Source organism: Leclercia sp. GHBNCSD (genome assembly GCF_055805075.1).
The window spans coordinates 2,696,810-2,723,338 of sequence record NZ_JBQVYO010000001.1; the positions used below are offsets into that span (position 1 = coordinate 2,696,810).

Below are 26,529 nucleotides of genomic sequence, written 5' to 3' on the forward strand. Positions count from 1 at the left end.
AACATGCAACCAGTTAAGCAAAAATTTCAGCCAGATGCTTGCGATATTCTGCGATATAGCGTGGCACGTCCGGCATTTTGATCACGTCGTTGGTGATAAAGGTCGGCAGCGCCTCCATTCCCAGGAACTGGTTGGCTTTGTGGAACGGCAGATAAACACCGTCCACGCCCACGCCGTGGAAGAACTGATCTTCTTCGGTGAAGGTTTCTATCGGGGCGTTCCAGGTGAGGGAAAGCATGTACTTTTTCCCCTGAATCAGACCGCCGGAGCCATATTTTTTCGAGGCATCTGAACGGGTGCGGCCATCGCTGGCATACAGCGCGCCGTGGCCTTCGGTAAAGACATCGTCCATGTACTTTTTCACGGTCCACGGCGCGCCCATCCACCAGCCAGGCATCTGCCAGATCACCACGTCAGCCCAGAGGAAGTTCTGCACTTCGGCCTGGATATCGTACTCGCCGTCGGTGCGCACGACTTTAACATCATGCCCGGCGTCGCGCAGGAAGCCGTCCGCGACCTCGGTCAGGGTGTCATTCAGTTGGCCATTGGAGTGGGCGAATTTTTTTGCGCCGTTGATAATTAAGATATTGCTCATTAAGTTGTCCTCAGAGTAGCGAGTCTGAGGGCTATTCTACGCGCGACAGCGGTGCGGTGAAATTAGCAAAATGTGCAAAGTCTTTTGCTATAGCAGCAATAATTCCCTACCAGCCGACGGTGACGGCAAAGCCGCCGTCCGGCGCATTCCCGAGTGTAACCGTCATTCGATGCAGGGCGGCAATCCGTTTGACGATAGACAACCCCAGCCCGCTGCCGGTTTGGTCCTGCCCTGGCGGGCGATAGAAGCGCTCGCCGATCCGCGCCAGCGCCTCGGGGGCAATGCCCGCTCCGTTGTCACGGACGGTAAAACTGCGGCTATCGAGCGTAACCTCCACCACACTGCCGCGCGGGCTGTAGCGTACGGCGTTATCCAGCAGATTGCGCACCAGCAGGCTCAGCAGCAGCTGCTGGCCTGGGCGGGTGACCTGCGGGGCGTTGATGTTCAGGCGCATCTCGATCCCGGCCTGCTGCGCCGGAGAGTAGATCGCCATCACCGCTGACTGGAGAACATCGGCCAGCACCAGGGATTCCACGTCATCGAGGCTCTCCAGTGAATCCAGGCGCGACAGGGTCAGGAGCTGCTCAACCAGCCGCGATGCCCGGTCGATACCGGCGTGTAGCTGGTTCAGCGCTTTGCCCTGCGCCTCAGGATCGTCCAGCGACAGCTGCGCCACGTCGGTCTGCACTTTCAGGGCGGTGAGGGGGCTGCGCAGTTCGTGGGCGGCATCGGAGGTAAAGCGGCGCTCGCGGGCCATCATCTCCTGGGTGCGGGCGAAAAGATGATTCAGCGCATCAAGCAGCGGGCGAACCTCAACGGGCACGCCGTGGGTCGGCAGGCGGTCAGTGGCATCCGGTGAGCGAAGGCGCAGGGTTTGCGCCAGCTTTTTCAGCGGGTGCAGTTCCCGGCTCAGCAAGACGATAAGCAACAGCAGCATCACCGGCAGCGCCACCAGCCACGGCGTGAGCTGCGATCGCACCACGTCCAGCGCCATCTCCTGACGGTACTCCCGCTCCTGGCCCACTACCACCCGGTATTTGCCGTCCGGGGCGGTGAGCCAGAGGAATCGCCATTCGTCGTTATCGTCGTCCAGCCGCCCGTTGTCGAAGCCCTCCCGGCGATAGTGGTACGGAATGTCGCGTCCGTTTTCGCCGTCGTTAAGCACCATTTTGCCCTCGGGGGTGTAGATGGCGAAGGCCAGCGCATCGTCATCCAGATGGCCGTGACGGGCTTTTTTCGGCACCTCGCGCATGCGTTCCGGGGCTTTGAGCTCGTCGAGATCCATGGTCAGCAGCCTTTTGGCAAACAGCATCTGCTGAGTGTCAAACAGCTTATCGAGCTTATCGGTGGTCTGGTGCCAGGCGACGATGCTCGCGGCAAACCACGCCGTCAGCGACAGGGCTAAGAACAGCAGCGTCAGGCGCAGCTTGAGGCTGAGGCGTTGGGTCAGTTTCATGCGTCACCCAGGGTATAACCGATGCCGTGCACGGTGCGGATAACATCGCTGCCGAGCTTGCGGCGCAGATGGTGTATGTGGACTTCTATGGCGTTGCTGGAGACGTCGTCATCCCAGGTATAGAGCTTCTCTTCAATCAGCTTCCGCGGCAGGACGCGGCCTGCGTTGCGCATCAGGAGTTCCAGCAGGGCAAACTCTTTCGGCTTCAGCACCAGAGTTTCGCCGTTCAGGGTGGCGACGAGGCTGGTGGGATTGAGCGTGATCTTACCGTGGCGCAGTTCGCTGTGCGCCTGCCCGTGGCTGCGGCGCACCAGCGCCTCCAGACGGGCAGCCACCTCAATCAGGGCGAAGGGTTTACAGAGATAATCGTCAGCCCCCTGGCGCAGCCCCTCGACGCGCTGATCGAGCGCATCCCGCGCGGTTAATATCAGCACCGGTTCGTCGCGCCCCTGTGCCCGCCATTCGCGCAGGATTTGTAGCCCGTCGAGGCCGGGCAGCGTCAGGTCGAGTACCACGGCGTCGTAGGGGGCACTGTAGAGCGCCGCACGGCCCGTTTCGCCGTCGGTGAACCAGTCCACGCAAAAGCCCATTTTCGTCAGCCCGGCTTTAATGCCATCGCCAATCAGCCTGTCATCTTCTACCAGTAAAATGCGCATGTTTCCCTCCCTGATGCCGTCAGTAAACCCTCTGTTACGCACAGCTGTACAGTAAAAAAATTTAAATTTTCCGCTTAAGAAGTTGTTAAGGTTTACCCTGTTTAATGGATTGCGAAACGACATTAAAGGGAGAGTTAAGATGAAAAAAATCGCTGCTATTGCTGCCATCATGATGATCACCTCCGCGCCGGTGTTTGCGGCACAGGGGGGATTTAATGGCCCATCCGCGACGGCAACCCAGACGCAAACCCAGCAGGGCGGGTTTGTCGATAATGACGCTAACCTCACCACGGCGCAGAAGGTCAAGGATATGAAGGATGACAGCTGGGTGAAACTGCGCGGGACGATTACCGAGCGCCTCTCTGACGACCGTTATACCTTCCGTGATGAGAGCGGCACGGTAACGGTGGAGATCGACAATAAACACTGGAACGGCCAGACCATTACGCCGCAGGATAAGGTTGAGCTGCAGGGCAAGGTCGATAAAGAGTGGAACGATTTCGAAATCGACGTGAAACAGGTTATCAAGCTGAATAAATAACCCATCAAGGGGCCGCTATTCCGGCCCCTTTTTCTTTGTGACTCGACTCGCCAGATAAGGTAGTATCTGCGGCAATATTGCCTGAAACCAACTGGTTTCTGAGTTGAGGAATCCCATTTAATGAGCGATATGGCAGAGCGCCTCGCGCTACATGAATTCACGGAAAACGCCTACCTGAACTACTCCATGTACGTCATCATGGACAGGGCGTTGCCGTTTATCGGAGATGGCCTGAAACCCGTTCAGCGCCGCATCGTTTATGCGATGTCTGAGCTGGGACTGAATGCCAGCGCCAAGTTTAAAAAATCCGCCCGTACCGTGGGTGACGTGCTGGGTAAATACCATCCGCACGGCGACAGCGCCTGTTATGAAGCGATGGTGTTGATGGCCCAGCCGTTCTCCTACCGCTATCCGCTGGTCGACGGCCAGGGGAACTGGGGTGCGCCGGACGATCCGAAGTCGTTCGCGGCGATGCGTTATACCGAATCCCGTCTCTCAAAATATGCCGAACTGCTGCTCAGCGAGCTGGGCCAGGGCACCGTGGAGTGGGTACCCAACTTCGACGGTACGCTGCAGGAGCCGAAAATGCTGCCTGCGCGTCTGCCGAACATTCTGCTGAACGGCACCACCGGTATTGCCGTCGGGATGGCGACGGATATCCCGCCGCACAACCTGCGTGAAGTGGCGAAAGCGGCCATTACCCTGATTGAACAGCCGAAGACCACGCTGGACGATCTGCTGGATATCGTGCAGGGGCCGGACTTCCCGACCGAAGCGGAGATCATCACCTCCCGCGCGGAAATCCGCAAAATCTACCAGAACGGTCGCGGCTCGGTGCGTATGCGCGCGGTGTGGACCAAAGAGGATGGCGCGGTGGTGATTACCGCGCTGCCGCACCAGGTCTCGGGCGCGAAGGTGCTGGAGCAGATCGCCGCCCAGATGCGCAATAAAAAGCTGCCGATGGTGGACGATCTGCGCGATGAATCCGACCACGAAAACCCGACCCGTCTGGTGATCGTGCCGCGTTCCAACCGTGTGGATATGGAGCCGGTGATGAATCACCTGTTCGCCACCACCGATCTGGAAAAAAGCTACCGTATCAACCTGAACATGATCGGGCTGGATGGCCGTCCGGCGGTGAAAAACCTGCTGGAGATCCTCACCGAATGGCTGACGTTCCGCCGCGATACGGTGCGCCGTCGTCTGAATCACCGTCTGGAGAAAGTGCTTAAGCGCCTGCATATCCTTGAAGGTTTGCTGGTGGCGTTCCTCAACATCGACGAAGTGATTGAGATCATCCGTACCGAGGATGAGCCGAAGCCAGCCCTGATGTCGCGCTTTGGAATCAGCGAAACCCAGGCGGAAGCGATCCTCGAGCTGAAACTGCGCCATCTCGCGAAGCTGGAAGAGATGAAAATTCGCGGTGAGCAGAACGAGCTGGAAAAAGAGCGCGATCAGCTGCAGGCGATCCTCGCCTCCGAACGCAAGATGAACAACCTGCTGAAGAAAGAGCTGCAGGCTGACGCCGATGCCTTCGGCGATGAGCGTCGCTCTCCGCTGCACGAGCGTGAAGAAGCGAAAGCGATGAGCGAGCATGACATGCAGCCGTCCGAGCCGGTGACCATTGTGCTGTCACAAAGCGGCTGGGTGCGTAGCGCCAAAGGTCATGATATCGACGCGCCGGGTCTGAGTTACAAAGCGGGCGACAGCTTCAAAGCCGCCGTGAAGGGCAAGAGCAACCAGCCGGTGGCCTTTATCGACACCACCGGGCGTAGCTACGCCATCGACCCGATTACGCTGCCGTCAGCGCGCGGGCAGGGCGAGCCGCTCACCGGCAAGCTGACGCTGCCGCCAGGGGCGACCGTCGAGCATATGCTGATGGAAGGTGATGAGCAGAAACTGCTGATGGCCTCCGATGCGGGTTACGGCTTCATCTGTACCTTTAACGATCTGATCTCGCGCAACCGTGCGGGCAAAGCGTTGATTAGCCTGCCGGATAACGCCCGGGTCATGGCCCCGCTGGTGATTGAAGACGAGAACGACATGCTGCTGGCGATCTCCGCCGCGGGCCGCATGCTGATGTTCCCGCTCAGCGATCTGCCGCAGCTGTCGAAAGGCAAAGGCAACAAGATCATCAACATCGCTGCGGCGGATGCGGCAAAAGGGGAAGACAGCCTGGCGCACCTCTTTATTCTGCCGCCGCAGAGCACGTTGACCATCCATGTGGGTAAACGCAAAATCAAGCTGCGCCCGGAAGAGCTGCAGAAAGTGGTGGGCGAACGTGGACGCAAAGGATCGCTGATGCGTGGCTTGCAGCGCATTGACCGTGTAGAGATCGACTCTCCACACCGCGCGACATCGGGCGACAACGAAGCGTAACAGAGCACCTCCCCCTCCGCTCAGGAGGGGGACTCGTGAAAAACATCCGTTATAGAAACAAAGGAGTTACCCGCTCACAGTTGCAGTATAATCGCCAACTGTCAGGGGTTTTTGAGGTCGCTATGCTATTAATTGTTCGAACCATTCTTGCCGTTATCTACTGCATTCTGGTCTGTATCTTCGGCTCTGTTTACTGCCTGTTCAGCCCGCGTAATCCAAAACACGTTGCCACCTTTGGCCACATGTTTGCCCGTCTGGCGCCGCTGTTTGGCCTGAAGGTGGAAACGCGTCTGCCGGAAGGGGCAGAGAAATTTGGTAACGCTATCTATATCGGTAACCACCAGAATAACTACGATATGGTGACCGCAGCGAAAATCGTGCAGCCGCCAACCGTCACCGTGGGCAAGAAAAGCCTGCTGTGGATCCCGTTCTTCGGCCAGCTCTACTGGCTCACCGGCAACCTGCTGATTGACCGCAACAACCGGGCCAAAGCGCACGGCACGATTGCCGAGGTGGTGAACCACTTCAAAAAGCGCAAGATCTCTATCTGGATGTTCCCGGAAGGGACCCGCAGCCGGGGTCGTGGCCTGCTGCCGTTCAAAACTGGCGCATTTCATGCCGCAATTGCGGCAGGCGTACCGATTATTCCAGTGTGTGTTTCCAACACATCGAATAAGATAAACCTGAATCGTCTGCGTAACGGTCTGGTCATCGTAGAGATGCTGCCGCCGGTCGATGTCAGTAAATATGGCAAAGACCAGGTACGCGAGCTGGCGGCACATTGCCGCGAATTAATGCTGAATAAAATCGCTGAGCTCGATAAAGAAGTCGCAGAGCGAGAAGCTGCTGGCAAGGTTTAAGCCGGCTTAAAGGGAAAACGAATTCCCGTGTGTTAGTGCGTTTATAGATGGAGCCATTATGTCACTCAGTCGCCGTCAGTTTATTCAGGCATCGGGGATCGCCCTTTGTGCAGGCGCGGTTCCGCTGAGGGCAAACGCCGCCGGGCAGCAGCAGCCGCTGCCCATTCCGCCGTTACTGGAATCCCGCCGCGGGCAGCCGCTGTTTCTGACGCTACAGCGCGCCCACTGGTCGTTCACTCAGGGTACCCGGGCTTCGGTCTGGGGCATCAACGGACGCTACCTCGGCCCGACGGTGCGCGTCTGGAGCGGCGATGACGTCAAACTGATCTACAGCAACCGCCTGGCGGAGAACGTCGCCATGACCATCAGCGGGATGCAGGTGCCGGGCCCGCTGCTGGGCGGTGCGCCGCGCATGATGTCCGCAAGCGCCGACTGGGCACCGGTTCTGCCGGTCCGCCAGCGCGCCGCGACCCTCTGGTATCACGCCAACACCCCAAACCGCACCGCGCAGCAGGTCTACAACGGTCTGGCCGGGATGTGGCTGATAGAGGATGAGGTCAGTAAATCCCTGCCGATCCCGAACCACTACGGGGTGGATGACTTCCCGCTCATCATTCAGGACAAGCGGCTGGATAATTTCGGTACGCCGGAGTACAGCGAGCCGGGCAGCGGCGGTTTTGTGGGTGATACGCTGCTGGTCAACGGCGCGCAAAGCCCCTATGTCGAGGTGTCACGCGGCTGGGTACGCCTGCGTCTGCTGAATGCCTCCAACTCGCGTCGCTATCAACTGCAGATGAGCGATGGCCGCGCGCTGCACGTCATTGCCGGGGATCAGGGCTTTTTACCGGCTCCGGTGTCGGTTAAACAGCTGGCGCTGGCGCCGGGCGAGCGACGCGAAATCCTGGTGGATATGACCAACGGCGAAGAGGTGTCAATCACCTGTGGCGAGGCGGCGGGCATTGTTGATCGTCTGCGCGGTTTCTTTGAGCCGTCGAGCATTCTGGTTTCGACGCTGGTGTTAACCCTGCGTCCAACCGGCCTGCTGCCGCTGGTGACCGATACCCTGCCGATGCGCCTGCTGTCGGAGGAGATCCTGAGCGGTACGCCGGTGCGCAGCCGGGATATCAGCCTTGGCGACGATCCGGGCATTAACGGCCAGCTGTGGGATGTGAACCGCATCGATATCACCGCCCAGCAGGGCTCCTGGGAGCGCTGGACGGTGCGCGCCGACAGGCCGCAGTCGTTCCATATCGAAGGGGTGAGTTTCCTTATCCGCAACGTCAACGGCGCCATGCCGTTCCCGGAAGACAGAGGCTGGAAGGATACCGTCTGGGTCGACGGGCAGGTGGAACTGCTGGTCTATTACGGGCAGCCTTCCTGGCCGCACTTCCCGTTCCTGTTCCACAGCCAGACGCTGGAGATGGCGGATCGCGGCTCGGTGGGGCAGCTGCTGGTAAATCCGGCCCCGTAATTCTCTCCCGCCCGGCATCCTCTGCCGGGCGTGTTGTTTCTAGGCCCGCCAGAAGAAGCGCGAGCAGAGGATCAGTATCGGATAGATCTCCAGACGCCCCAGAATCATCGCCACGCACATCAGGTATTTTGCCCCTTCCGTCAGCGTACCGAACGTTGACGCAGTTTCACCGAATCCCAGCCCCATATTGTTGATGCAGGCGGCGACCGTGGCGAAGGAGGTGAACAGATCGTACCCCATCAGATTCAGCGCCCAGATAAAAAAGGCGGTAAACAGGACGTAGAGAAAAAAGAAGCTCCAGACCGAACGCAGTACGCGCTCGTTGACCACGCTTTTACCGATGCGCACCGGCAAAAGGGCGCGTGGATGGCCAAGCTGGTGCAGCTCCTGGCGGCACTGTTTGAACATGATCAGAAAACGCAGCGCCTTGATCCCGCCGCAGGTGGAGCCGATGCAGCCGCCGAAGAAGCTGGCCAGTAACAGTAAAAAGATGGTGTGTGCGGGCCACTGGGCATAGTCCCCGGTCGACAGGCCATTATCGGTCATCATCGAGCTGGCAAGAAAAAAGGCATGCACCAGACTGTCAGGGATGTTGTACATCCCTGCATGCCATACCTGCCAGGCGGTGATCAAAATGATGATGGCCGCGGCAATCAGAAAGAACTTTAGCTCCTGGTTACGGCGAAACGGCTTCAGCGTGCGGCGGGTGATGGCCACATACCAGAGGGTAAAGTTGAAAGCGGAGAGCAGGGAGAACAGCCCGGCGACCAGCTCCACGGCATGGCTGTCGTAAAAACCGATACTCTCCGAACGGGTGGAGAAGCCGCCGAGGGAGACGGTTGAGAGCCCGTGGCACAGCGCGTCGAAGAACGACATCCCCGCAAGCCAGTAGGCCAGCGTGCAGGTTAGCCCCAGCAGCAGATAGGTGAGCCAGAGAGTGCGTGAGGTATCCGCCAGCCGGGGAGTGAGGCGCTCCTCTTTAAACGGTCCTGGCATTTCAGACTGATAAAGCTTCATGCCGCCAATGCCGAGAAACGGCAGCACCGCCACCGCCAGCACGATGACCCCAAGGCCGCCGATAAAATTGAGCTGCGCGCGATAGTAGAGATACGATTTTGGCAGGGCGCTGACGTCGCCAATCACCGTAGCCCCGGTGGTGGTGATCCCCGATACCCCTTCAAAAAGCGCATCCGCCAGCGAGAGTTTCTGCGCGTCATCCATCCACAGCGGCATGGCGCTAATCAGCGAAAAGAGGAACCAGAACAGTACGATAATCACAAACCCGTCGCGGGTGCGCAGCTGGATCCCGGCATGTTTGGTCATCAGCCAGGTGCCGCCTCCGAGGGTAAAAAAGGTCACGAAGGTGCTCAAAAAGGCGATATAGCTGCGCTCTTTATTTGCCAGCGCGATGGCCATCGGCGGCAGCATCGAGAAGCTATAAAGCAACACCAAAAACCCGCACAGATGCATCACAACCTGTAGCTGGGAAACCTGAGAAGAGTGGCTGCCTCGCAAAGTGTCATTCCCCGTCATGGCCGTTTTTGCTGAGCAAAAACGGGCTAAAAATCCTGCGTAGTAAAGCGGTTATTCGTCAGCGCGCGGCATTCTAGCAGGTTGTTTACAGCGCTTGTGGAAGTTTCGTTAACCTGGCGCCATTTTGGCGCGTTCCCCACTTCATTTATTGCAGAAGAACAGCGTATAATCGCCGCCCTTTGATTATTTTTTCTTCGGAAGCATTATGAGCGCAATTTCCCTGATCCAGCCGGATCGTGACCTCTTCTCCTGGCCGCAGTACTGGGCGGCCTGCTTTGGACCGGCGCCTTTCCTGCCGATGTCTCGTGAAGAGATGGACCAACTTGGCTGGGACAGCTGCGACATTATCCTGGTGACGGGTGACGCTTACGTCGATCATCCGAGCTTTGGTATGGCGATCTGCGGTCGCATGCTCGAAGCCCAGGGCTTCCGCGTCGGGATCATTGCCCAGCCTGACTGGAACAGCAAAGATGATTTTATGCGCCTCGGTAAGCCTAACCTCTTCTTCGGCGTTACCGCGGGCAACATGGACTCGATGATCAACCGCTACACCGCCGACCGCAAGCTGCGTCACGACGACGCCTACACCGCGGATAACGTGGCGGGCAAGCGTCCGGATCGCGCAACCCTCGTCTACACCCAGCGCTGCAAAGAGGCCTGGAAAGATGTACCGGTTATCCTGGGGGGTATCGAAGCGAGCCTGCGCCGTACCGCGCACTACGACTACTGGTCTGATACCGTGCGCCGTTCGGTGCTGGTGGACTCCAAAGCCGACATGCTGATCTTCGGCAACGGCGAGCGTCCGCTGGTGGAAGTGGCGCATCGTCTGGCGCAGGGCGAACCAGTGGGCGACATCCGCGACGTGCGTAACACCGCCATCATGGTGAAAGAGGCGCTGCCGGGCTGGAAAGGGGTGGATTCCCGTATCATCGATATGCCGGGCAAAATCGATCCGATCCCGCATCCATACGGCGAAGATCTGCCGTGTGCGGATAATAAGCCGGTTGCGCCGAAGAAAGCCGAAGCAAAAGCCATCGTGGTGCAGCCGCCGCGTCCGAAGCCGTGGGAAAAGACCTACGTGCTGCTGCCATCCTTTGAGAAGGTAAAAAGCGACAAGGTGCTCTACGCGCATGCGTCCCGTATTCTGCACCACGAAACCAACCCGGGCTGTGCCCGTGCGCTGATGCAAAAGCACGGTGAGCGCTACATCTGGGTAAACCCGCCGGCGATCCCGCTCTCTACCGAAGAGATGGACAGCGTATTTGCGCTGCCGTACAAGCGCGTGCCGCACCCGTCATACGGCAACAGCCGTATCCCGGCGTATGAGATGATCCGCTTCTCGATCAACATCATGCGTGGCTGCTTCGGGGGCTGCTCTTTCTGTTCGATCACCGAGCATGAAGGGCGCATTATTCAGAGCCGCTCTGAAGACTCTATCGTCAACGAGATCGAAGCCATTCGCGACACGGTGCCGGGCTTTACCGGCGTCATCTCCGATCTGGGTGGCCCAACCGCCAACATGTACATGCTGCGCTGTAAGTCGCCGCGCGCGGAGCAGACCTGCCGTCGTCTCTCCTGTGTCTATCCGAGCATTTGCGAACATATGGACACCAACCATGAGCCGACGATCAACCTGTACCGTCGTGCCCGCGATCTGAAGGGCATCAAGAAGATCCTCATCGCTTCCGGGGTGCGTTATGACATCGCCGTGGAAGATCCGCGCTACATCAAAGAGCTGGCGACCCACCATGTGGGCGGCTACCTGAAGATCGCCCCGGAGCATACCGAAGAGGGGCCATTATCGAAGATGATGAAGCCGGGGATGGGGAGCTACGATCGCTTTAAAGAGCTGTTCGATACCTATTCGAAGCAGGCCGGGAAAGAGCAGTACCTGATCCCGTACTTTATCTCCGCGCACCCGGGCACGCGTGACGAAGACATGGTGAACCTGGCCCTGTGGCTGAAGCAGCGTCGCTTCCGTCTGGATCAGGTGCAGAACTTCTATCCGTCGCCGCTGGCGAACTCAACCACCATGTATTACACCGGCAAAAACCCGCTGAGTAAGATTGGCTATAAGAGTGAGGATGTGGTGGTGCCGAAGGGGGACAAACAGCGTCGCCTGCATAAAGCCCTGCTGCGTTATCACGATCCGAAAAACTGGCCGCTGATCCGCCAGGCGCTGGAAGAGATGGGCAAAAAGCACCTGATTGGCTCACGCCGCGACTGTCTGGTACCTGCGCCAACGGTTGAAGAGATGCGCGAAGCGCGCCGCCAGAACCGCAATACACGTCCGGCCCTGACCAAGCACACGCCAATTGTGCATCAGCGTTCGAACGGTGGGGCGAGCACGAAGAAGAGTGTAAAACGTAAGGCCGGTTAAGCCTGTAAAAAAGCCCGGTGGCGCTGCGCTTACCGGGCCTACAAGTCTGAACGTAGGCCGGGTAAGGCGAAGCCGCCACCCGGCTTTTTACTAACCGCCAAACTGGTCCGGATCCGGGCCTAAACGCTTGCCTTTATCCAGCTTCGCAATTTCACCCAGTTCATCTTTATCCAGGCGGAAATCCCACACGTTGAAGTTCTCAGCGATGCGCGACGGGGTGACCGATTTCGGGATCACCACCAGACCGCAGTCCAGATGCCAGCGAATAACAATCTGTGCCGGGGTTTTGCCGTACTTATCGGCCAGATCGCGGATAATTTTCTGATCGAAGACCCCTTCGCCGCCCTGAGCCAGCGGGCTCCAGGATTCGGTCTGAATTTTGTGGGTCGCATTCCATGAATGAAGCTGGCGCTGCTGCATCAGCGGGTGCAGCTCAATCTGGTTGATCACCGGGGCGACGCCCGTCTCATCGATCAGCCGTTGCAGATGGTGGACCTGGAAATTACAGACCCCGATGCTTTTTATCAGCCCGGCTTTTTGCAGCTCAATCATCCCTTTCCAGGCCTCGACGTAATGGTCGATAGCCGGAACCGGCCAGTGCATCAGATAGAGATCGACAAAATCGAGCTGCAGCTTGTCCAGGCTCTCCTGGAGGGCTTCTGCCGGACGCTTCTGGTCGTCGTTCCACAGCTTGGTCGTAATGAACAGCTCATCGCGGGGTACGCCAGCGCTGGCAAGGGCCTTGCCGACGCCCTCCTCATTTTTGTAGGCGGCAGCGGTATCAATGGAGCGATAGCCGACTTCCAGTGCTTTATGAATGGCGGAGACGACCTCGTCGTTACCGGCTTTCCATACGCCGAGCCCCAACTGGGGCATTACGTTGCCATCCTGAAGCTTGATTACGGTTTGGTTTGCCATTTTTCCTCCTTCATTGGACATCCACCAGGAGTGATCCCCTGGTGGCGTATGTGCATTAAGCCTGGCCTAAATGCCGAAAAACGGAAGGCAATCGCGTAAAATCAGTTAGCGAGCGGCCTCGTAAATACGGCGGCTTACATCGAGAGTAATGTCATGATGTTCCCCGATTTGCGTCATGCCGTGCTCCTCGAGTTTTGCCAGCAGGGCAGGGATGGAACTGCCATCCAGACCATAGCCGGAGAGACGCGTCGGGACACCCAGCTGCTCGAAGAAGTTGCGGGTGGCAGCGATGGCCGCATCGATACGCTCATCTTCAGAACCGGCAGTAATACCCCAGACGCGCTCAGCGTACTGCAGCAGCTTGCCACGTTTGGTGTCGCGTTTTTCATTCCACAGCGCAGGCAGAACCACAGCCAGGGTCTGGGCATGATCGAGGCCGTGCATCGCCGTCAGCTCATGGCCCAGCATATGGGTCGCCCAGTCCTGCGGCACGCCGGCACCAATCAGGCCGTTCAGCGCCTGGGTGGCGGCCCACATCACGTTGGCGCGCACTTCGTAGTTTTCTGGCTCTTTCAGCGCCAGCGGGCCATCTTCGATCAGGGTCAGCAGAATGCCCTCGGCGAAACGATCCTGAATCTTCGCGTTTACCGGGTAAGTAACGTACTGCTCAACGGTATGGACAAAGGCATCCACCACGCCGTTCGCCACCTGACGCGGCGGCAGGGTGTAGGTGTAGACCGGATCCAGCACCGCAAACACCGGCTGCACGTGCTCGTTCATAAAGGCCTGCTTGTCGCCGGTGGTTTTACGGGAGATCACCGCGCCTTTATTGGATTCGGAGCCGGTCGCCGGCAGGGTCAGTACGGAGCCCATCGGAATGGCGCTCTTAATGTCGCTGCCGCCGGTTTGCAGGATGTGCCACGGGTCGATGGTTTCATCATAATGGGCCGCCGCGGCAATGAACTTGGTGCCGTCCAGCACCGAGCCGCCACCCACCGCCAGCAGGAAGGTGATCTGCTCGTCACGGGCGATTTTCACCGCCTTCATCAGCGTTTCGTAAGAGGGGTTTGGCTCAATGCCGCTGAACTCGCGCACGTCCATGCCTTCCAGCGCGGAGTAAACCTGATCCAGGACGCCATTCTTCTTCACGCTACCGCCGCCATAGGTAATCAGGACGCGGGCGTTGGCCGGGATCTGCTCGCGCAGATCGGCGATGGCGCCTTTACCAAACAGGATGCGGGTTGGGGTATGCAGATTAAAATTGTTCATTGTTCGTTCCCTTTGGTGGGTGAAAAAACGGGGCGGCACAGAGGGCTGCCTGATGGTGCTCATTGTGGCGAGCGCACGCGCTCCTCTCAATGCACATTCCTGCCGTTGTCTTGCCCATTTCTACACAGTGCTGGAGAAAACAGGAAAAAATGCGCACACTGCAGGTGTCGGAAAACGTACCCGGAGTGAGAGAAGATGAAACGTGAAGCCGTCTGCCAGCAGCTAACGGAACAAATTAAGAAACTGAAAAATAATGAAAATTATCTTGATACGCTGCTGCCGGATGTTCGTCTGCTGTATGGGACTCAGCCCTACGCCCGCACGCCGGTGATGTATCAGCCGGGTATCATTTTTCTCTTTTCTGGCCACAAAATTGGCTACATCAACGAGCGAGTATTTCGTTACGACCCCAACGAATATCTGCTCCTGACAGTACCTTTACCCTTTGAATGTGAAACTTTCGCGACAGAGGCGGTACCGCTGGCAGGTATTCGCTTAAATATCGATATTCTGCAACTGCAGGAACTGCTGATGGACATTGGCGAGGACGAACTGTTTCGCCCGTCGATGGCGGCGAGCGGCATCAACTCCGCCACGCTGACGGATGAGATCCTCTGCGCCATTGAACGTCTGCTGGACGTGATGGAGCGGCCGCTGGACGCGCGGATTCTGGGTAAGCAGATCGTGCGTGAAATCCTCTACCACATCCTGCTGGGGCCAGGCGGCGGGGCGCTGCTGGCGTTGGTCAGCCGTCAGACCCATTTCAGCCTGATTGGCCGGGTGTTGAAACGCATCGAGAGCCAGTACACCGAAAACCTGAGCGTGGATCAGCTGGCGGCTGAGGCCAACATGAGCGTCTCGGCGTTCCACCATAACTTTAAGTCGGTAACCAGCACCTCGCCGCTGCAGTATCTCAAGAGCTACCGCCTGCATAAGGCGCGGATGATGATGATCCACGATGGTATGAAAGCCAGCGCCGCCGCGCTGCGGGTAGGCTATGAAAGCGCCTCGCAGTTCAGCCGGGAGTTCAAGCGCTACTTTGGCGTGACGCCGGGGGAAGATGCGGCGCGGATGCGGATGATGCAGGGGATGTGATTGACATGTAGGCCGGGCAAACGCAGTGCCGCCCGGCGCTTTTCCCCGGAGGCGCTACGCTTACCGGGGCTACAACGACAGCAGCGCCTCAGGCGTTGCAGTACTTCTTACGGATCACCACCACGATGGTTCCTACCAGCCCTGCGACCAGCAGGAAAATAGGCAGGATCATCAGGAAGGTCATGACCTGATCTTCATGGCGTTTAACGAACGGGATCATACTCAGCGCATAGCCAAAAGTGGTCACGACCCCGACCCACAGCAGCGCGCTCAGCCAGTTAAAGAACTGGAAGCGGCGGTTAGAGAGCCCGGAGATGCCAGCCATGGTTGGCAGCAGCGTACGCACAAAGGCCAGAAAACGCCCGACCAGCAGCGCCAGCAGGCCATGCCTGTCAAACATGCAGTTCGCCCGCTGATGGTATTTATGCGGCAGCTGCGCCAGCCAGCTTTTGACCACCCGCGTATTGCCGAGCCAGCGGCCCTGCAAATAGCTGAGCCAGCAGCCCAGGCTGGCGGCTGAGGTGAGGATCACCATCGTGGGGGTAAAGTCCATCACCCCTTTACCGATTAACGCCCCTGCCAGCAGCAGCAGACTGTCCCCCGGTAAAAAGGAGGCGGGCAGTAACCCGTTTTCCAGAAACAATGTGGCGAACATAACGAAATAGACAATCCCAACCACGTGCGGGTCCGCCAGCGCTGCAAAGTCGTGTTGCCAGAGTGCAGCGATAATATCTTGAATAACAGCCATGGGCTTTCCTGTGGAACAGCATATATAAGGCTATTGTACTCCCTATTTCGTCGGCGGGCTTTGATCGCAGACGCAACAAATCAGACTTTTCTGCAGCTAATGGAGAGAAAAGTGTCCGCGGAGTGTGTTTGTGGCCCTGCGCTATTCAATGCGCGCAAACCCGGCTTGCAGATCGGCAATCAAATCGTCGACGTTTTCCAGGCCGATATGCAGGCGGATCAGGGTGCCGGTAAAGTCCACTTTGCCGCCGGGACGCAGGGCCGCAATCTGCTCTGGCTGGTTCGGCAGGATCAGCGATTCAAAGCCGCCCCAGGAGTAGGCCATGCTGAACAGCGAGAAGTTATCCAGGTAAGCGGCGAGCTCGTCATTGCTCAGGCGTTTATTAAGCACAAAGGAGAACAGACCGCTGCTGCCCGTAAAGTCACGTTGCCAGAATTCATGTCCGACGCTGCCCGGCAGTGCCGGATGGTTAACCTGCGCCACCTGGGGATGCTGCGCCAGCCACTGTGCAATCTGCACGCTGCTTTCATGATGTTGACGCAGACGCACGCCGAGGGTACGCAAGCCGCGGCTGGTCATATAGGCGGTGTCGGCATCCACCATCTGGCCCATCAGATAGGCGTTCTCGCGCAGCTGCTCCCAGCAGCGGGCGTTGGAAACCGCGGTACCAATCATCCCGTCAGAGTGGCCAATCAGGTACTTCGTCGCCGCCTGAATCGAGATGTCGATACCAAAATCGAGCGCCTTAAACAGCACCCCTGCCGCCCAGGTGTTATCAATCATGATGATAGCGTCCGGCGCTTTGCTGCGTACCGCCTGCACAATGGCTGGCACATCATGCACTTCCATGGTGATAGAGCCGGGTGATTCCAGGAACACAATCCGGGTGTTGGGCTGGATCAGCTCGGCGATGTTCGCGCCAATCTGCGGATCGAACCAGTCGGTAGTGACCCCCAGCTTGCTGAGGATTTTGGTGCAGAAGTCCTGGCTTGGCTCGTAGGCGGTGTTGGTCATCAGGATATGGTCGCCCTGCTCAACGAACGCCAGAATGGTATTGGCCACCGCCGCGGCACCGCAGGGGAAGAGCGCACAGCCCGCGCCGCCCTCCAGCTCGCACATCGCTTCCTGTAACGAGAAGTGGGTCAGCGTGCCGCGACGCCCGTAAAACAGTTCACCGTTGGCCCGGTTACGGGTGGCGTGCTTTTTCGCCTCCACGGTATCAAACACCAGCGACGAGGCGCGCTGGATGACGCTGTTCACGGAACCAAGGGTATATTTTTTACTGCGTCCCGCCTGGACAAGGGTGGTATCAAGATGCTTCTCTTTCATGTCTGCGCAACCTGTTTTTATACGTCTGGACGTCCAGACTATCACGAAAGTAAAAATGGTCACCTTAACGGTAGTGGGTTCAGCGGAAAATTTTTTAAAATTTGTTTCCGGGAAATTTTTCCTGCGTAAGCGCAAGGAAAATGAAACGAATTTACGGCACTATGTAAATACTAATGAGAACTACTATCAATTCGACGTTGTTTTGATATTATTATGCTCAGATTTTGTGATTTGCGTCCTGGAGATACCGAGTGGGTAATAATTTGATGCAGACGGACCTCTCCGTCTGGGGTATGTATCATCATGCCGACATCGTGGTGAAGATTGTCATGATCGGCCTGATTCTGGCGTCTGTCGTCACCTGGGCTATTTTCTTTAGCAAGAGCGTAGAGCTTCTTTCCCATAAACGCCGCCTTAAGCGCGAGCAGCAGCAGCTGGCCGAAGCCCGTACCCTGAATCAGGCGAGCGACATGGCCGCCTCCTTCCAGGCGAAGAGCCTGACCACCCTGTTAATCAACGAAGCGCAGAACGAGCTCGAACTTTCTGCAGGCAGTGAAGACAACGAAGGGATTAAAGAGCGTACCGGCTTCCGCCTTGAGCGTCGCGTTGCGGCCGTTGGCCGTCATATGGGACGGGGTAACGGTTACCTGGCGACCATCGGCGCGATTTCGCCGTTCGTCGGTCTGTTCGGTACCGTCTGGGGCATCATGAACAGCTTTATCGGCATCGCCCAGACGCAAACCACCAACCTCGCGGTTGTGGCGCCCGGCATCGCCGAAGCGCTGCTGGCAACAGCCATTGGTCTGGTGGCGGCAATCCCGGCAGTCGTGATCTATAACGTCTTCGCCCGTATGATTGGCAGCTACAAAGCGACCCTCGGCGACGTTGCCGCTCAGGTCCTGCTGCTGCAAAGCCGCGATCTGGATCTCAGCGCCAGCTCGGCTAAGCCGATTCGTTCTGCTCAGAAATTTCACGTAGGTTGATTCGTCATGGCAATGCGTCTTAATGAAAATCTGGACGATAACGGCGAAATGCACGAAATCAACGTGACGCCGTTTATCGACGTTATGCTGGTTCTGCTGATTATCTTCATGGTGGCGGCGCCGCTGGCGACCGTAGACGTGAAGGTGAATCTGCCTGCGTCATCCAGTCAGCCGCAGCCGCGCCCGGAAAAACCGATTTATCTCTCTGTAAAAGCCGATAAATCTATGTTCCTCGGCAACGATCCGGTGACCGATGAGTCGGTGATCCCGGCGCTGAACGCCCTGACCGAAGGCAAGAAAGAGACTACCGTCTTCTTCCGCGCCGATAAGACGGTCGATTACGAAACCATGATGAAGGTAATGGACACGCTGCACCAGGCGGGTTACCTGAAAATTGGTCTCGTCGGCGAAGAGAAAGCGGCGGCGAAATAAAGAGAAACGGCAACCCACGGGTTGCCGTTTTTGTATTTGCCGGATGGCGCCTGCATGCGAAACGTAGGCCGGGTAAGGCGAAGCCGCCACCCGGCACTGCACCATCAGCCTAAATGTTCCCCACCGCACACGCCGTGCACTTCTGCGGTCACGTAGCTGGACTCCTGACTTGCCAGATAGACATAGACCGGCGCCAGCTCCGCAGGCTGCCCTGCGCGCTTCATCGGCGTCTGCTGACCAAACTGCGGGAGCTTCTCCTGAGGCTGACCGCCGGAGACTTGCAGCGCCGTCCAGATAGGACCAGGGGCTACCACGTTGACGCGCACGCCGGTCTCAGCCACCTGTTTCGCCAGCCCGCGGCTGAAGTTGAGAATAGCCGCTTTAGTGGAAGCATAGTCCAGCAGATGCGGGCTCGGCTGATAGGCCTGAATCGAGGAGGTGGTGATAATGCTCGACCCGGCGGGCAGCAGCGGCAGTGCCTCCTGGGTAATCCAGAACAGAGCCAGCACGTTCACGGCATAGGTCTGCTTAAACTGCTCGGTGGTGATATCGGCAATCTTCTCCACCGCCACCTGCTTACCGGCTACCAGCGCCAGCACGTCCAGCCCACCCAGCTCCTGATGGGCTTTATGTACCAGCGAGCGGGCAAATTGTTCATCGCTCAGGTCGCCAGGGATGAGCACCGCTTTGCGCCCGGCCTCTTCAATAAGCTGCTTAACCTGCTGGGCGTCCTCTTCTTCGGCGGGCAGATAGTTAATGGCGACATCTGCTCCTTCACGCGCGTAAGCGATGGCGGCAGCGCGTCCAATCCCGGAATCGCCCCCTGTCACCAGTGCCTTACGATCCTGTAGTCTGCCGCTGCCTTTATAGCTCTTTTCGCCGCAGTCCGGCACCGGGTCCATCTTGCTCTGCAGCCCCGGTACAGGCTGTTTCTGCTTGGGATATTCGCCGGTGTAGTACTGGGTTGTCGGATCCTGAATTTTGCTCTGAGAGTTTGCCATAGGTGTTCTCCTTGAGGGGTTAATCAGACTTTAAGCTTAGGAGAATCAACTGGGCTGTGAGGATTATTCAGTATAATCCTTAAAAGAAATGGGCTGATCAGAAACAGGCGAGACGGCAGGGTTCGGCGAGAGGTTACGGCTTTTGCGGTGGAATGTCCGCTTTGGCGGCCAGCACCTCTTCATTCAGCGCAACGGTGGTCACGCTGGTGGTGCGATAGCCTTCATCAGCCAGCTTACGGGTGACGCGCAGGGTCGCGGTTTCACGTGCCAGAATATATTGATAATTGGTTTCCAGGCGCGCCAGTATTTTTTCTTTTAAATCCGGACGCTGTTGCATAATGGCGTTTATTGTCGCGCCATAGATCTCTTCTTTTACCTGCAATGGATAAATTTCACGGCGATTCTGCCATTTCAGACGCACCAGGCCCGCCGGAATGGAGAGCAGATCTTTAGCAATTCTTTGTATTTCAGCGTTTTTAATCTCTTTAAGCGCGGCAAGGTTTTGCTCTAAGATAAATTCATCGCTTTTTTTGTCATCTAAAGCTAAATAAACGTTGTTGTTATCAACATCCTTCACGTTATTCATCCTCTAGCGTATAAAACACAGGCGTGTTTTTTTCGCAGGTAATAAGATTCAACCAGATTTCATTACCGGCTTCGTTAATCTCATCGGTTTTTTCCGCCAATATTTGACTTAGTGCCTGGGCATCTATTTCCCCCTCCGCCTGCAAATCATTCAGCAGCCGGGCGAACACCTCGATTTTAACTACCCGAAATAACCGGTCTTTAATATGCCGATCGTGCTCTTCAAGCAACATATTGCGGGAGTTACCGGTACGGGTAACGCCAATTAATATATCTGGCGCGTAATCAGCGAGTGTTCTTTTCCCCTTAGTGAAATTGGCATTGCTTTCTGCTTCTGGCGGTTTTGGTTCCACGGAAGAAATGTGAAACTTGGCCGGAACCAGATTGTCGGGCAACATTTTATATTTCCTTTAATTTCAACGGGGTAGGGTTGTCTGGAGTGTGAGATTCGTTGACAATAACATGAGGCAAATTTAAAATCAAAAAAAATGGAGCCTGCCTATATGAACAGCATTTTTTATACTGTCATTACTTTGTTATTGCTTACCGCCGTAGTTCTTTTATTGATGCGCGAGTTCAATAAAAGTAGCGATGTGGGGAGCGCGCACGTCCCGCCTCAGCCGGAGCGGATGTCAAAAGAAGAGGGCGAAGACCATTTTTCTGTGTTAATGAATGCGATTACCCCGGTTTGGTACTGGCGCGTTAACCATGAATATATTGATTTCCTCCATGCCACAATTAAACGAATGAATATGGTGGAAATAAATAGCATTCCTGACCTGTTTGAGGCGCAGCGTCGTTGCAGCGATCTTAACTCGGCGGTCTACAAATATTACGACAATATTAAGAAGCGCTGCCTGAACGGCGAAAAAGTGTCGCACACCGATCTGGAGGTGATGAACCTGCGCCAGTGTTTTCGCGAGTTCAGCCTGGAGGCGTATCCCTCGCTGGTGGTGCTGGTGTGGCCTGAGTATCAGCGCCCGGTGGTAAAGCCTGAGCAAGTGTAGGGGATCTGTTGTTTAGTTGTTGCAAACAATTTGGGCCATTGCGATATACTGCACACTGGTTTCGTTTGCAGACAGGACTCTATGGAACGCTTTTTTGAAAACGCAATGTATGCCTCCCGCTGGTTGTTAGCTCCGGTCTATTTTGGCCTCTCGCTGGCGCTGGTGGCGCTCTGTATTAAATTCTTTCAGGAAATTTTTCACGTTCTGCCGCATATATTCAGCATCGCTGAATCTGACCTGATCCTGCTTTTGCTGTCGCTGGTGGATATGACGCTGGTGGGCGGCCTGCTGGTGATGGTGATGTTTTCGGGCTACGAAAATTTCGTCTCGCAGCTGGATATCTCCGCGGATAAAGAGAAGCTGAGCTGGCTTGGCAAAATGGATGCGTCGTCGCTGAAAAACAAAGTGGCGGCGTCGATTGTGGCGATCTCCTCCATTCACCTGCTGCGGGTGTTCATGGATGCCAAAAATATCCCTGACAACAAGATGATGTGGTACGTGATTATCCACCTCACGTTTGTGCTGTCGGCATTTGTGATGGGATATCTGGACAAGCTGAGCCGCAAATAAGACAAAACGCCTGATGGCGCTGCGCTTATCAGGCTTACGGGGAGTCTGTAGGTCGGGTAAGCGCAGCGCCACCCGACACTATCCTCTGAAATTATTTATCCGAAGAGGCTTGCCACAGATTCAGCTGCCCGTCGGCCACATGCTGGTCAATCCGCTGCAGCTCCTCTTCGCTAAAGTGCAGGTTATTCAGCGCCTGCACATTCTCCTCCAGCTGCTCCGTCCGGCTGGCGCCAATCAGTACCGAGGTGACACGCTCATCTTTCAGCAGCCAGCTCAGCGCCATCTGCGCCATCGTCTGTCCGCGCGCCTGGGCCATCTCATTGAGCAAACGCAGGCTGTTCAGGTTGGCTTCGGTCAGCATATTTTCCGTCAGGCCGCGCGCCTTTTTGCCCTCACGCTGCATGCGGGAGCCGTCAGGAATGCCGTTCAGGTATTTTCCGGTCAACAGCCCCTGGGCCAGCGGCGTAAAGGCGATGCAGCCGGTGCCGTTAGCGGCCAGGGTATCCAGTAAGCCGCTCTTGTCCACCCAGCGGTTAAGCAAGTTGTATGAGGGCTGGTGGATAAGCAGCGGAATTTTCCACTCGCGCAGCAGCTCCGCCATTTTCTGGGTCCGCTCCGGCGAATATGAGGATATGCCTACGTAGAGCGCTTTCCCGCTCTGCACCGCCTGCGCCAGCGCAGAAGCGGTCTCCTCCATTGGCGTGTTTTCATCGACCCGGTGTGAATAGAAGATATCCACGTAGTCCAGCCCCATCCGCTTGAGGCTTTGATCGAGGCTGGCGAGCAGATACTTGCGCGAACCGCCCGCACCGTAAGGCCCCGGCCACATGCCATAGCCCGCTTTGGTGGAGATAATCAGTTCGTCGCGATAAGCCGCGAAATCATCGCGCAGCAGGCGGCCAAAATTTTCCTCCGCGCTGCCCGGCGGTGGGCCATAGTTATTGGCGAGATCGAAATGGGTGATGCCGCAATCGAAGGCTTTTCGCAGCAGGGCGCGCTGTGAGTCGAGGGCGTGGACGTGGCCGAAGCTGTGCCACAGGCCGAGTGACAGGGCGGGTAAACGCAGGCCGCTTTTACCGCAGTAACGGTACTGCATCGTCTCGTAGCGGTCAGGGGAGGCGTTCCAGGGCATGATGTCTCCTTTCTTAGTGATTGATTTTCGAAACAGCGTTTCTATTCTAACCTTAGTTCGTTCACAATTCATGGAGATATGCGATGACGCGTATGACCGCCAAAGACTTTCCTCAGGAATTGCTCGACTACTACGACTATTACGCTCACGGCAAAATCAACAAACGTGAGTTCCTCAATCTGGCTGCCCGTTATGCGGTTGGCGGCGTCACGGCGCTGGCGCTGTTTAATATGCTTAAGCCCAATTACGCCCTCGCGGAGCAGGTGAAATTCACCGATCCCGATATCCTGCCCGAATACATCACCTATCCCTCCCCGGACGGCCATGGCCAGGTGCGCGGCTATCTGGTGAAACCGGCCAAAGCCACCGGCAAAGTGCCGGCGGTGGTGGTGGTTCACGAAAACCGCGGGCTCAATCCCTACATTGAGGACGTGGCGCGTCGGGTAGCGAAAGCGGGCTACATCGCCCTGGCGCCGGATGGTTTAAGTTCGGTGGGCGGTTACCCCGGCAATGATGAGGAGGGCAAGATCCTGCAGCAGAAGGTCGATCCGACGAAGCTGATGAATGACTTCTTTGCCGCCATCGGGTTTATGCAAAAACACCCGGACGCTACCGGTAAAGTGGGGATCACCGGTTTTTGCTACGGCGGCGGTGTCTCTAATGCCGCCGCGGTCGCCTGGCCAGAGCTGGCCTGCGCGGTCCCTTTTTATGGCCGCCAGCCACCGGCGGCGGATGTCGCCAAAATTAAGGCGCCGCTGCTGCTGCATTACGCCGAGCACGACAAGAATGTTAACGAGGGGTGGCCTGCCTATGAGGCCGCGCTTAAAGCTAACGGTAAGGTGTACGAAGCCTGGATCTATCCGGGGGTCAACCACGGGTTCCATAATGACTCTACCCCGCGTTACGACGAACCTGCTGCCGAATTAGCGTGGAAAAGAACCCTGGGATGGTTTGAGAAATATTTGAGTTAAGAAAATACCCGGCAGCCTCAGGCTGCCGGGTAGGCGTGGTCATCAGAAGCTGTAGCTCATACCTGCCTGAACACTGGCGTCGTTATCGACATCGCCCGTGCCATAGTAAATGCCGGTATTTATCGAGAAGTTGTGCGCGATAGTGGCATTCACGCCCGCACCAAACATTCCCATGCTGTTGTTATGACCTGCGGTGTTGTGATAATCCGCTGCCTGGATATCGGTATCATCGCTGAACTCTTTCTGCACGCGGGCATCCAGCCATGGCATGATCTGCACGTTTTTGTTCAGATCGGTCAGGGTGGTGGTCAGACGCAGACCCGCGCCGCCGTTCCAGGAGGAGACCTGGCTGTCAGCAAAGGTCACTTCTCTGTCGGAGAAGCCGTTAGCTTTGGTCTGATCCCAGCCGAGGATGGCGTATGGTTGCAGCACGGTTTCGCCTGGCAGCAGCACGTTCACCCCGGTACGAGCCTGAGCCATATACAGGCTACCGTCTGTGGAGCCGTGCAGCGCTTCGGTCATGCCGCTGGTGTCGCCAGTGACGTTATGCGCGGAGAGGGAGTAGCGCATATCGCCATAGCTGAAGCTGGCGTCGGCGAACATGCCCCACTGACGACCGTTCAGCGCCTGCTGCCAGCCGCCATACAGGCTGTAGTAGTTACCATAGACGGTGTCCTTGAAGCTGTCCGGGCCGTTGGCGGTATCTTCAACGCGGCTACGGGTCCAGGCCAGTGCCACGCCGCCGGTTACGCTGTCCCCGTTAGCGAGGTACGCCGTCCAGTCAACGCCTCCCTGTGCGCCCTGAGTGATGCTCTTGTAATCCACATCGTTGCTGAAGTTACCGTTCTGATAGAGGAAATCTCCCCACAGCTGGGCCCCTTCCTGCTGTTCACCTGTCAGGCCAGCAAAGTGCAGGCGATCCAAATGGCTGGCGATGTCATCAGTGACCTGATGGCCCGCCTGTTCGGCTGCATCCAGCCCGGCGACTAATCCCTGGACATCGCTGGCCAGTGCGCCACGTGAGCTGTTAAAGACAATATTCCAGTCCTGGCTGTTATCGCCAGGCACAATGCTCAGAGCATTGTTGTAGTTATAAGCCGCGCTGCGGTTTTCAACCTGCTGCTGACCGTTGCTGAAGGTCGCATTGGCGGCCGTTTCCGGCGTGGTGGTTGCCGTAGTCGTGGTAAAGGACCCCAGCACGATGTTCTGCTGATTGAGCGCCGAAGAGGTAATGTTATTGACTACCACAGCGTTACGGGAGCCGGTGATCTGGCCGAAGTTAACCCGGCTATCGGTGCTCATGTTCACTACGGCATTACTACCCGTGGTGTCGGCGGTCAGGGTGGAGCCGTTTTGCAGACTCCATGTAGTTGAATCGTTAATGGTGTCGAGGCTGATGCTGTTATCGCTGGTGGTATTCACAGTTTCAAACTGATTAATTTGCCCGGAAATAGAGCTACCCGCATCCATCGACAGGGTATCGTTGCCGTCTCCGCCGCTGACATTACCGGTGACGTGGGAATCATTCACCAGGACCACCGTATCATCGCCTGCGCCGGTCGTAATATTGCCGTCAACGTTAGCACCGTTTTGCAGAGTAATGGTGGTATCGCCACTGTTCTGGCTGGCATTCAGGTCGCCATTAATGGTGCTGTTATCCACCAGAACGGTATTGGTGGAGTTACCGTCCAGCGTCACATTGCCGTTCACGACGCTGTTATTGGTGAATGACAGGTTGGTCTGGCCTTTTTCGTTAATAACCCCGATGTCGCCGGTCACGGTGCTGTTGTTCAGTGCCAGCGTATCCTGAGTGGTACCGTACAGTGCCACTGCCAGATCGCTAAAGGCATCAACGTTGATATTCTGGAAGGGCTGGTACTGGCTCAGTGTTTCTACGATGGTATCGAGATTTTGCGCCACCTGGCTGTTAGTTGCATCCACGCTGGCGTTCGTCAGGGTAAGGGAGGTATCGGATTTATCGCTGCCGACGTAGATACCGCCATTATCCATGATGCTGTCGCTCATGGCGATGGTTTGGGTGCCCTGACCGGCGCTGATAATACTGCCATGCAGTGCGCTGCCGTTGCTGATATTCACGTCGTGGTACCCTGCATCGAGCGGGTCGAGATAGATGGCGGCGCCCATCATATAATCTTTGTCTCGCTGATAGGCCCCGTCGCTGTTCTGGCCGTTCAGCGTGGAGTCATTGACGTTGATCGTTGTATTGGTGGTCTTGAATGCGGAACCGACTTCAATCATATCCACTTTGGCATTGTCAGTGACGTTAATATTCACGGTACCGCCATTGCTTCCCTGAATATAATAACCGGACATGTCCGTACCTGTCACAGTTAAGGTCTGCGTATCGCCTGTTTTACGGTCACCATCCATATAAATATTGGTTGCTGTTTCATTTGCCATAACGGCATCAGTGACCCCTGGATCCTGATAGAAACTGCCGTCCGGATATTCTTTCAGGCCGCAGGTCTGGGTGGTGTCACCATTCTGGCAAGGCGTGGCAGGGGTCTCGCCTGCCTGGGCAGCAAACGAGGCAAGTGACAGTAATACACACTGTGACAACAAGGTCCTTTTCATTGAAATACGCATTTCTTCATCTC

At 56.8% G+C, this 26,529-nt stretch carries 24 protein-coding genes; 11 read left to right on the top strand and 13 right to left on the bottom strand.

Annotated features, from left to right (window positions below; all coding sequences use genetic code 11):
- Positions 1 to 13: 13 nt before the first annotated feature.
- From ACT3IC_RS13065 to qseB, 3 genes are all read right to left on the bottom strand, one after another.
- Complete coding sequence (locus ACT3IC_RS13065) at positions 14 to 595, bottom strand: NAD(P)H-dependent oxidoreductase (protein ID WP_473477728.1); 582 nt, start codon at positions 593 to 595, stop codon at positions 14 to 16.
- Between the two features lie 106 nt (positions 596 to 701).
- Positions 702 to 2,051, bottom strand: coding sequence for a quorum sensing histidine kinase QseC (gene qseC, locus ACT3IC_RS13070; protein ID WP_325941822.1), 1,350 nt, complete (start codon positions 2,049 to 2,051; stop codon positions 702 to 704).
- Positions 2,048 to 2,707, bottom strand: coding sequence for a quorum sensing response regulator transcription factor QseB (qseB, locus tag ACT3IC_RS13075; RefSeq protein WP_263950268.1), 660 nt, complete (start codon positions 2,705 to 2,707; stop codon positions 2,048 to 2,050). Before qseB ends, qseC begins: the two co-directional genes overlap by 4 nt.
- A 139-nt stretch (positions 2,708 to 2,846) precedes the next feature.
- Here qseB and ACT3IC_RS13080 point away from each other — a divergent pair, with 139 nt between their 5' ends.
- The 4 genes from ACT3IC_RS13080 (at position 2,847) to ftsP (ending at position 7,958) form a co-directional block, all read left to right on the top strand.
- Positions 2,847 to 3,248 carry a YgiW/YdeI family stress tolerance OB fold protein gene (locus ACT3IC_RS13080; protein WP_103176969.1) on the top strand — a complete coding sequence of 134 codons (402 nt, stop codon included), beginning with the start codon at positions 2,847 to 2,849 and terminating at the stop codon, positions 3,246 to 3,248.
- A 120-nt stretch (positions 3,249 to 3,368) separates the two neighbouring features.
- On the top strand, positions 3,369 to 5,627 hold the full coding sequence (gene parC, locus ACT3IC_RS13085; RefSeq protein ID WP_103176968.1) for a DNA topoisomerase IV subunit A: 2,259 nt from the start codon (positions 3,369 to 3,371) through the stop codon (positions 5,625 to 5,627).
- 122 nt (positions 5,628 to 5,749) lie between these two features.
- A complete protein-coding gene (gene plsC, locus ACT3IC_RS13090) occupies positions 5,750 to 6,487 on the top strand; it encodes a 1-acylglycerol-3-phosphate O-acyltransferase (protein WP_103180982.1) in 738 nt (245 codons plus the stop codon).
- A 58-nt stretch (positions 6,488 to 6,545) separates the two neighbouring features.
- Positions 6,546 to 7,958: a cell division protein FtsP gene (gene ftsP, locus ACT3IC_RS13095; protein WP_103176967.1), complete on the top strand. Its 1,413-nt coding sequence runs from the start codon at positions 6,546 to 6,548 to the stop codon at positions 7,956 to 7,958.
- 39 nt (positions 7,959 to 7,997) lie between these two features.
- On the opposite strand, the gene ACT3IC_RS13100 is transcribed toward ftsP, so the two are convergent.
- Positions 7,998 to 9,491, bottom strand: coding sequence for a TrkH family potassium uptake protein (locus tag ACT3IC_RS13100; RefSeq protein WP_197431823.1), 1,494 nt, complete (start codon positions 9,489 to 9,491; stop codon positions 7,998 to 8,000).
- 205 nt (positions 9,492 to 9,696) lie between these two features.
- Here ACT3IC_RS13100 and ACT3IC_RS13105 point away from each other — a divergent pair, with 205 nt between their 5' ends.
- Positions 9,697 to 11,871 carry a YgiQ family radical SAM protein gene (locus ACT3IC_RS13105; protein ID WP_103176966.1) on the top strand — a complete coding sequence of 725 codons (2,175 nt, stop codon included), beginning with the start codon at positions 9,697 to 9,699 and terminating at the stop codon, positions 11,869 to 11,871.
- A 90-nt stretch (positions 11,872 to 11,961) separates the two neighbouring features.
- Here the strand turns inward: ACT3IC_RS13105 and dkgA are convergent, their stop codons facing one another.
- Together dkgA and yqhD are read right to left on the bottom strand one after the other, a co-directional pair.
- Positions 11,962 to 12,789: a 2,5-didehydrogluconate reductase DkgA gene (gene dkgA, locus ACT3IC_RS13110; RefSeq protein WP_103176965.1), complete on the bottom strand. Its 828-nt coding sequence runs from the start codon at positions 12,787 to 12,789 to the stop codon at positions 11,962 to 11,964.
- 105 nt (positions 12,790 to 12,894) lie between these two features.
- Complete coding sequence (gene yqhD / locus ACT3IC_RS13115; RefSeq protein ID WP_103176964.1) at positions 12,895 to 14,058, bottom strand: alcohol dehydrogenase; 1,164 nt, start codon at positions 14,056 to 14,058, stop codon at positions 12,895 to 12,897.
- A gap of 195 nt (positions 14,059 to 14,253) precedes the next feature.
- On the opposite strand from yqhD, the gene ACT3IC_RS13120 reads away from it, so the two are divergent.
- Positions 14,254 to 15,153, top strand: coding sequence for an AraC family transcriptional regulator (locus ACT3IC_RS13120; protein ID WP_473477733.1), 900 nt, complete (start codon positions 14,254 to 14,256; stop codon positions 15,151 to 15,153).
- Between the two features lie 88 nt (positions 15,154 to 15,241).
- On the opposite strand, the gene yghB is transcribed toward ACT3IC_RS13120, so the two are convergent.
- Both yghB and metC read right to left on the bottom strand, forming a co-directional pair.
- A complete protein-coding gene (yghB, locus tag ACT3IC_RS13125; protein ID WP_103176962.1) occupies positions 15,242 to 15,901 on the bottom strand; it encodes a DedA family general envelope maintenance protein YghB in 660 nt (219 codons plus the stop codon).
- Between the two features lie 141 nt (positions 15,902 to 16,042).
- Positions 16,043 to 17,230, bottom strand: coding sequence for a cystathionine beta-lyase (gene metC / locus ACT3IC_RS13130; RefSeq protein WP_103176961.1), 1,188 nt, complete (start codon positions 17,228 to 17,230; stop codon positions 16,043 to 16,045).
- Between the two features lie 251 nt (positions 17,231 to 17,481).
- On the opposite strand from metC, the gene exbB reads away from it, so the two are divergent.
- Both exbB and exbD read left to right on the top strand, forming a co-directional pair.
- Positions 17,482 to 18,213 carry a tol-pal system-associated acyl-CoA thioesterase gene (gene exbB / locus ACT3IC_RS13135; RefSeq protein ID WP_103176960.1) on the top strand — a complete coding sequence of 244 codons (732 nt, stop codon included), beginning with the start codon at positions 17,482 to 17,484 and terminating at the stop codon, positions 18,211 to 18,213.
- A 6-nt stretch (positions 18,214 to 18,219) separates the two neighbouring features.
- Positions 18,220 to 18,645: a TonB system transport protein ExbD gene (gene exbD, locus ACT3IC_RS13140; RefSeq protein ID WP_103176959.1), complete on the top strand. Its 426-nt coding sequence runs from the start codon at positions 18,220 to 18,222 to the stop codon at positions 18,643 to 18,645.
- A gap of 104 nt (positions 18,646 to 18,749) precedes the next feature.
- Here the strand turns inward: exbD and ACT3IC_RS13145 are convergent, their stop codons facing one another.
- The 3 genes from ACT3IC_RS13145 to ACT3IC_RS13155 all read right to left on the bottom strand — a co-directional run bounded on the left by ACT3IC_RS13145 (position 18,750) and on the right by ACT3IC_RS13155 (position 20,629).
- A complete protein-coding gene (locus ACT3IC_RS13145; protein WP_156655224.1) occupies positions 18,750 to 19,646 on the bottom strand; it encodes an SDR family oxidoreductase in 897 nt (298 codons plus the stop codon).
- A gap of 133 nt (positions 19,647 to 19,779) precedes the next feature.
- Positions 19,780 to 20,232: a cytoplasmic protein gene (locus tag ACT3IC_RS13150; RefSeq protein ID WP_103176957.1), complete on the bottom strand. Its 453-nt coding sequence runs from the start codon at positions 20,230 to 20,232 to the stop codon at positions 19,780 to 19,782.
- Positions 20,225 to 20,629, bottom strand: a complete 405-nt coding sequence (locus ACT3IC_RS13155; protein WP_103176956.1) for a hypothetical protein — start codon at positions 20,627 to 20,629, stop codon at positions 20,225 to 20,227. The genes ACT3IC_RS13150 and ACT3IC_RS13155 overlap by 8 nt, the downstream gene beginning before the upstream one ends.
- 105 nt (positions 20,630 to 20,734) lie before the next feature.
- On the opposite strand from ACT3IC_RS13155, the gene ACT3IC_RS13160 reads away from it, so the two are divergent.
- Complete coding sequence (locus ACT3IC_RS13160; RefSeq protein ID WP_103176955.1) at positions 20,735 to 21,238, top strand: ESA_00282 family adhesion-associated protein; 504 nt, start codon at positions 20,735 to 20,737, stop codon at positions 21,236 to 21,238.
- Positions 21,239 to 21,319: 81 nt separating this feature from the next.
- Entirely contained in the window at positions 21,320 to 21,808 is a 489-nt protein-coding gene (locus ACT3IC_RS13165) for a TIGR00645 family protein (protein ID WP_103176954.1), read from the top strand.
- 91 nt (positions 21,809 to 21,899) lie between these two features.
- Here the strand turns inward: ACT3IC_RS13165 and ACT3IC_RS13170 are convergent, their stop codons facing one another.
- On the bottom strand, positions 21,900 to 22,940 hold the full coding sequence (locus ACT3IC_RS13170; protein ID WP_473477738.1) for an aldo/keto reductase: 1,041 nt from the start codon (positions 22,938 to 22,940) through the stop codon (positions 21,900 to 21,902).
- A gap of 83 nt (positions 22,941 to 23,023) precedes the next feature.
- Here ACT3IC_RS13170 and yghX point away from each other — a divergent pair, with 83 nt between their 5' ends.
- Positions 23,024 to 23,911 (top strand): YghX family hydrolase, encoded by an 888-nt coding sequence (gene yghX / locus ACT3IC_RS13175; protein WP_103176952.1) that lies wholly within the window; start codon positions 23,024 to 23,026, stop codon positions 23,909 to 23,911.
- 42 nt (positions 23,912 to 23,953) lie between these two features.
- On the opposite strand, the gene ACT3IC_RS13180 is transcribed toward yghX, so the two are convergent.
- A complete protein-coding gene (locus ACT3IC_RS13180; RefSeq protein WP_473477741.1) occupies positions 23,954 to 26,506 on the bottom strand; it encodes an autotransporter domain-containing protein in 2,553 nt (850 codons plus the stop codon).
- Between the last annotated feature and the right edge of the window lie 23 nt (positions 26,507 to 26,529).

What these genes read in the sequence shown, in the direction of transcription:
- ACT3IC_RS13150 (WP_103176957.1), bottom strand. Translation starts at nt 20,232, where the DNA reads ATGAATAACGTGAAGGATGTTGATAACAACAACGTTTATTTAGCTTTA.
- ACT3IC_RS13165 (WP_103176954.1), top strand. Translation starts at nt 21,320, where the DNA reads ATGGAACGCTTTTTTGAAAACGCAATGTATGCCTCCCGCTGGTTGTTA.
- ACT3IC_RS13105 (WP_103176966.1), top strand. Translation starts at nt 9,697, where the DNA reads ATGAGCGCAATTTCCCTGATCCAGCCGGATCGTGACCTCTTCTCCTGG.
- ACT3IC_RS13065 (WP_473477728.1), bottom strand. Translation starts at nt 595, where the DNA reads ATGAGCAATATCTTAATTATCAACGGCGCAAAAAAATTCGCCCACTCC.
- qseC (WP_325941822.1), bottom strand. Translation starts at nt 2,051, where the DNA reads ATGAAACTGACCCAACGCCTCAGCCTCAAGCTGCGCCTGACGCTGCTG.
- ACT3IC_RS13155 (WP_103176956.1), bottom strand. Translation starts at nt 20,629, where the DNA reads ATGTTGCCCGACAATCTGGTTCCGGCCAAGTTTCACATTTCTTCCGTG.
- ACT3IC_RS13180 (WP_473477741.1), bottom strand. Translation starts at nt 26,506, where the DNA reads ATGAAAAGGACCTTGTTGTCACAGTGTGTATTACTGTCACTTGCCTCG.
- yqhD (WP_103176964.1), bottom strand. Translation starts at nt 14,058, where the DNA reads ATGAACAATTTTAATCTGCATACCCCAACCCGCATCCTGTTTGGTAAA.
- parC (WP_103176968.1), top strand. Translation starts at nt 3,369, where the DNA reads ATGAGCGATATGGCAGAGCGCCTCGCGCTACATGAATTCACGGAAAAC.
- yghX (WP_103176952.1), top strand. Translation starts at nt 23,024, where the DNA reads ATGACGCGTATGACCGCCAAAGACTTTCCTCAGGAATTGCTCGACTAC.
- ftsP (WP_103176967.1), top strand. Translation starts at nt 6,546, where the DNA reads ATGTCACTCAGTCGCCGTCAGTTTATTCAGGCATCGGGGATCGCCCTT.
- qseB (WP_263950268.1), bottom strand. Translation starts at nt 2,707, where the DNA reads ATGCGCATTTTACTGGTAGAAGATGACAGGCTGATTGGCGATGGCATT.
- yghB (WP_103176962.1), bottom strand. Translation starts at nt 15,901, where the DNA reads ATGGCTGTTATTCAAGATATTATCGCTGCACTCTGGCAACACGACTTT.
- dkgA (WP_103176965.1), bottom strand. Translation starts at nt 12,789, where the DNA reads ATGGCAAACCAAACCGTAATCAAGCTTCAGGATGGCAACGTAATGCCC.
- metC (WP_103176961.1), bottom strand. Translation starts at nt 17,230, where the DNA reads ATGAAAGAGAAGCATCTTGATACCACCCTTGTCCAGGCGGGACGCAGT.
- ACT3IC_RS13170 (WP_473477738.1), bottom strand. Translation starts at nt 22,940, where the DNA reads ATGCCCTGGAACGCCTCCCCTGACCGCTACGAGACGATGCAGTACCGT.
- exbD (WP_103176959.1), top strand. Translation starts at nt 18,220, where the DNA reads ATGGCAATGCGTCTTAATGAAAATCTGGACGATAACGGCGAAATGCAC.
- ACT3IC_RS13120 (WP_473477733.1), top strand. Translation starts at nt 14,254, where the DNA reads ATGAAACGTGAAGCCGTCTGCCAGCAGCTAACGGAACAAATTAAGAAA.
- ACT3IC_RS13080 (WP_103176969.1), top strand. Translation starts at nt 2,847, where the DNA reads ATGAAAAAAATCGCTGCTATTGCTGCCATCATGATGATCACCTCCGCG.
- ACT3IC_RS13160 (WP_103176955.1), top strand. Translation starts at nt 20,735, where the DNA reads ATGAACAGCATTTTTTATACTGTCATTACTTTGTTATTGCTTACCGCC.
- ACT3IC_RS13145 (WP_156655224.1), bottom strand. Translation starts at nt 19,646, where the DNA reads ATGGCAAACTCTCAGAGCAAAATTCAGGATCCGACAACCCAGTACTAC.
- ACT3IC_RS13100 (WP_197431823.1), bottom strand. Translation starts at nt 9,491, where the DNA reads ATGACGGGGAATGACACTTTGCGAGGCAGCCACTCTTCTCAGGTTTCC.
- plsC (WP_103180982.1), top strand. Translation starts at nt 5,750, where the DNA reads ATGCTATTAATTGTTCGAACCATTCTTGCCGTTATCTACTGCATTCTG.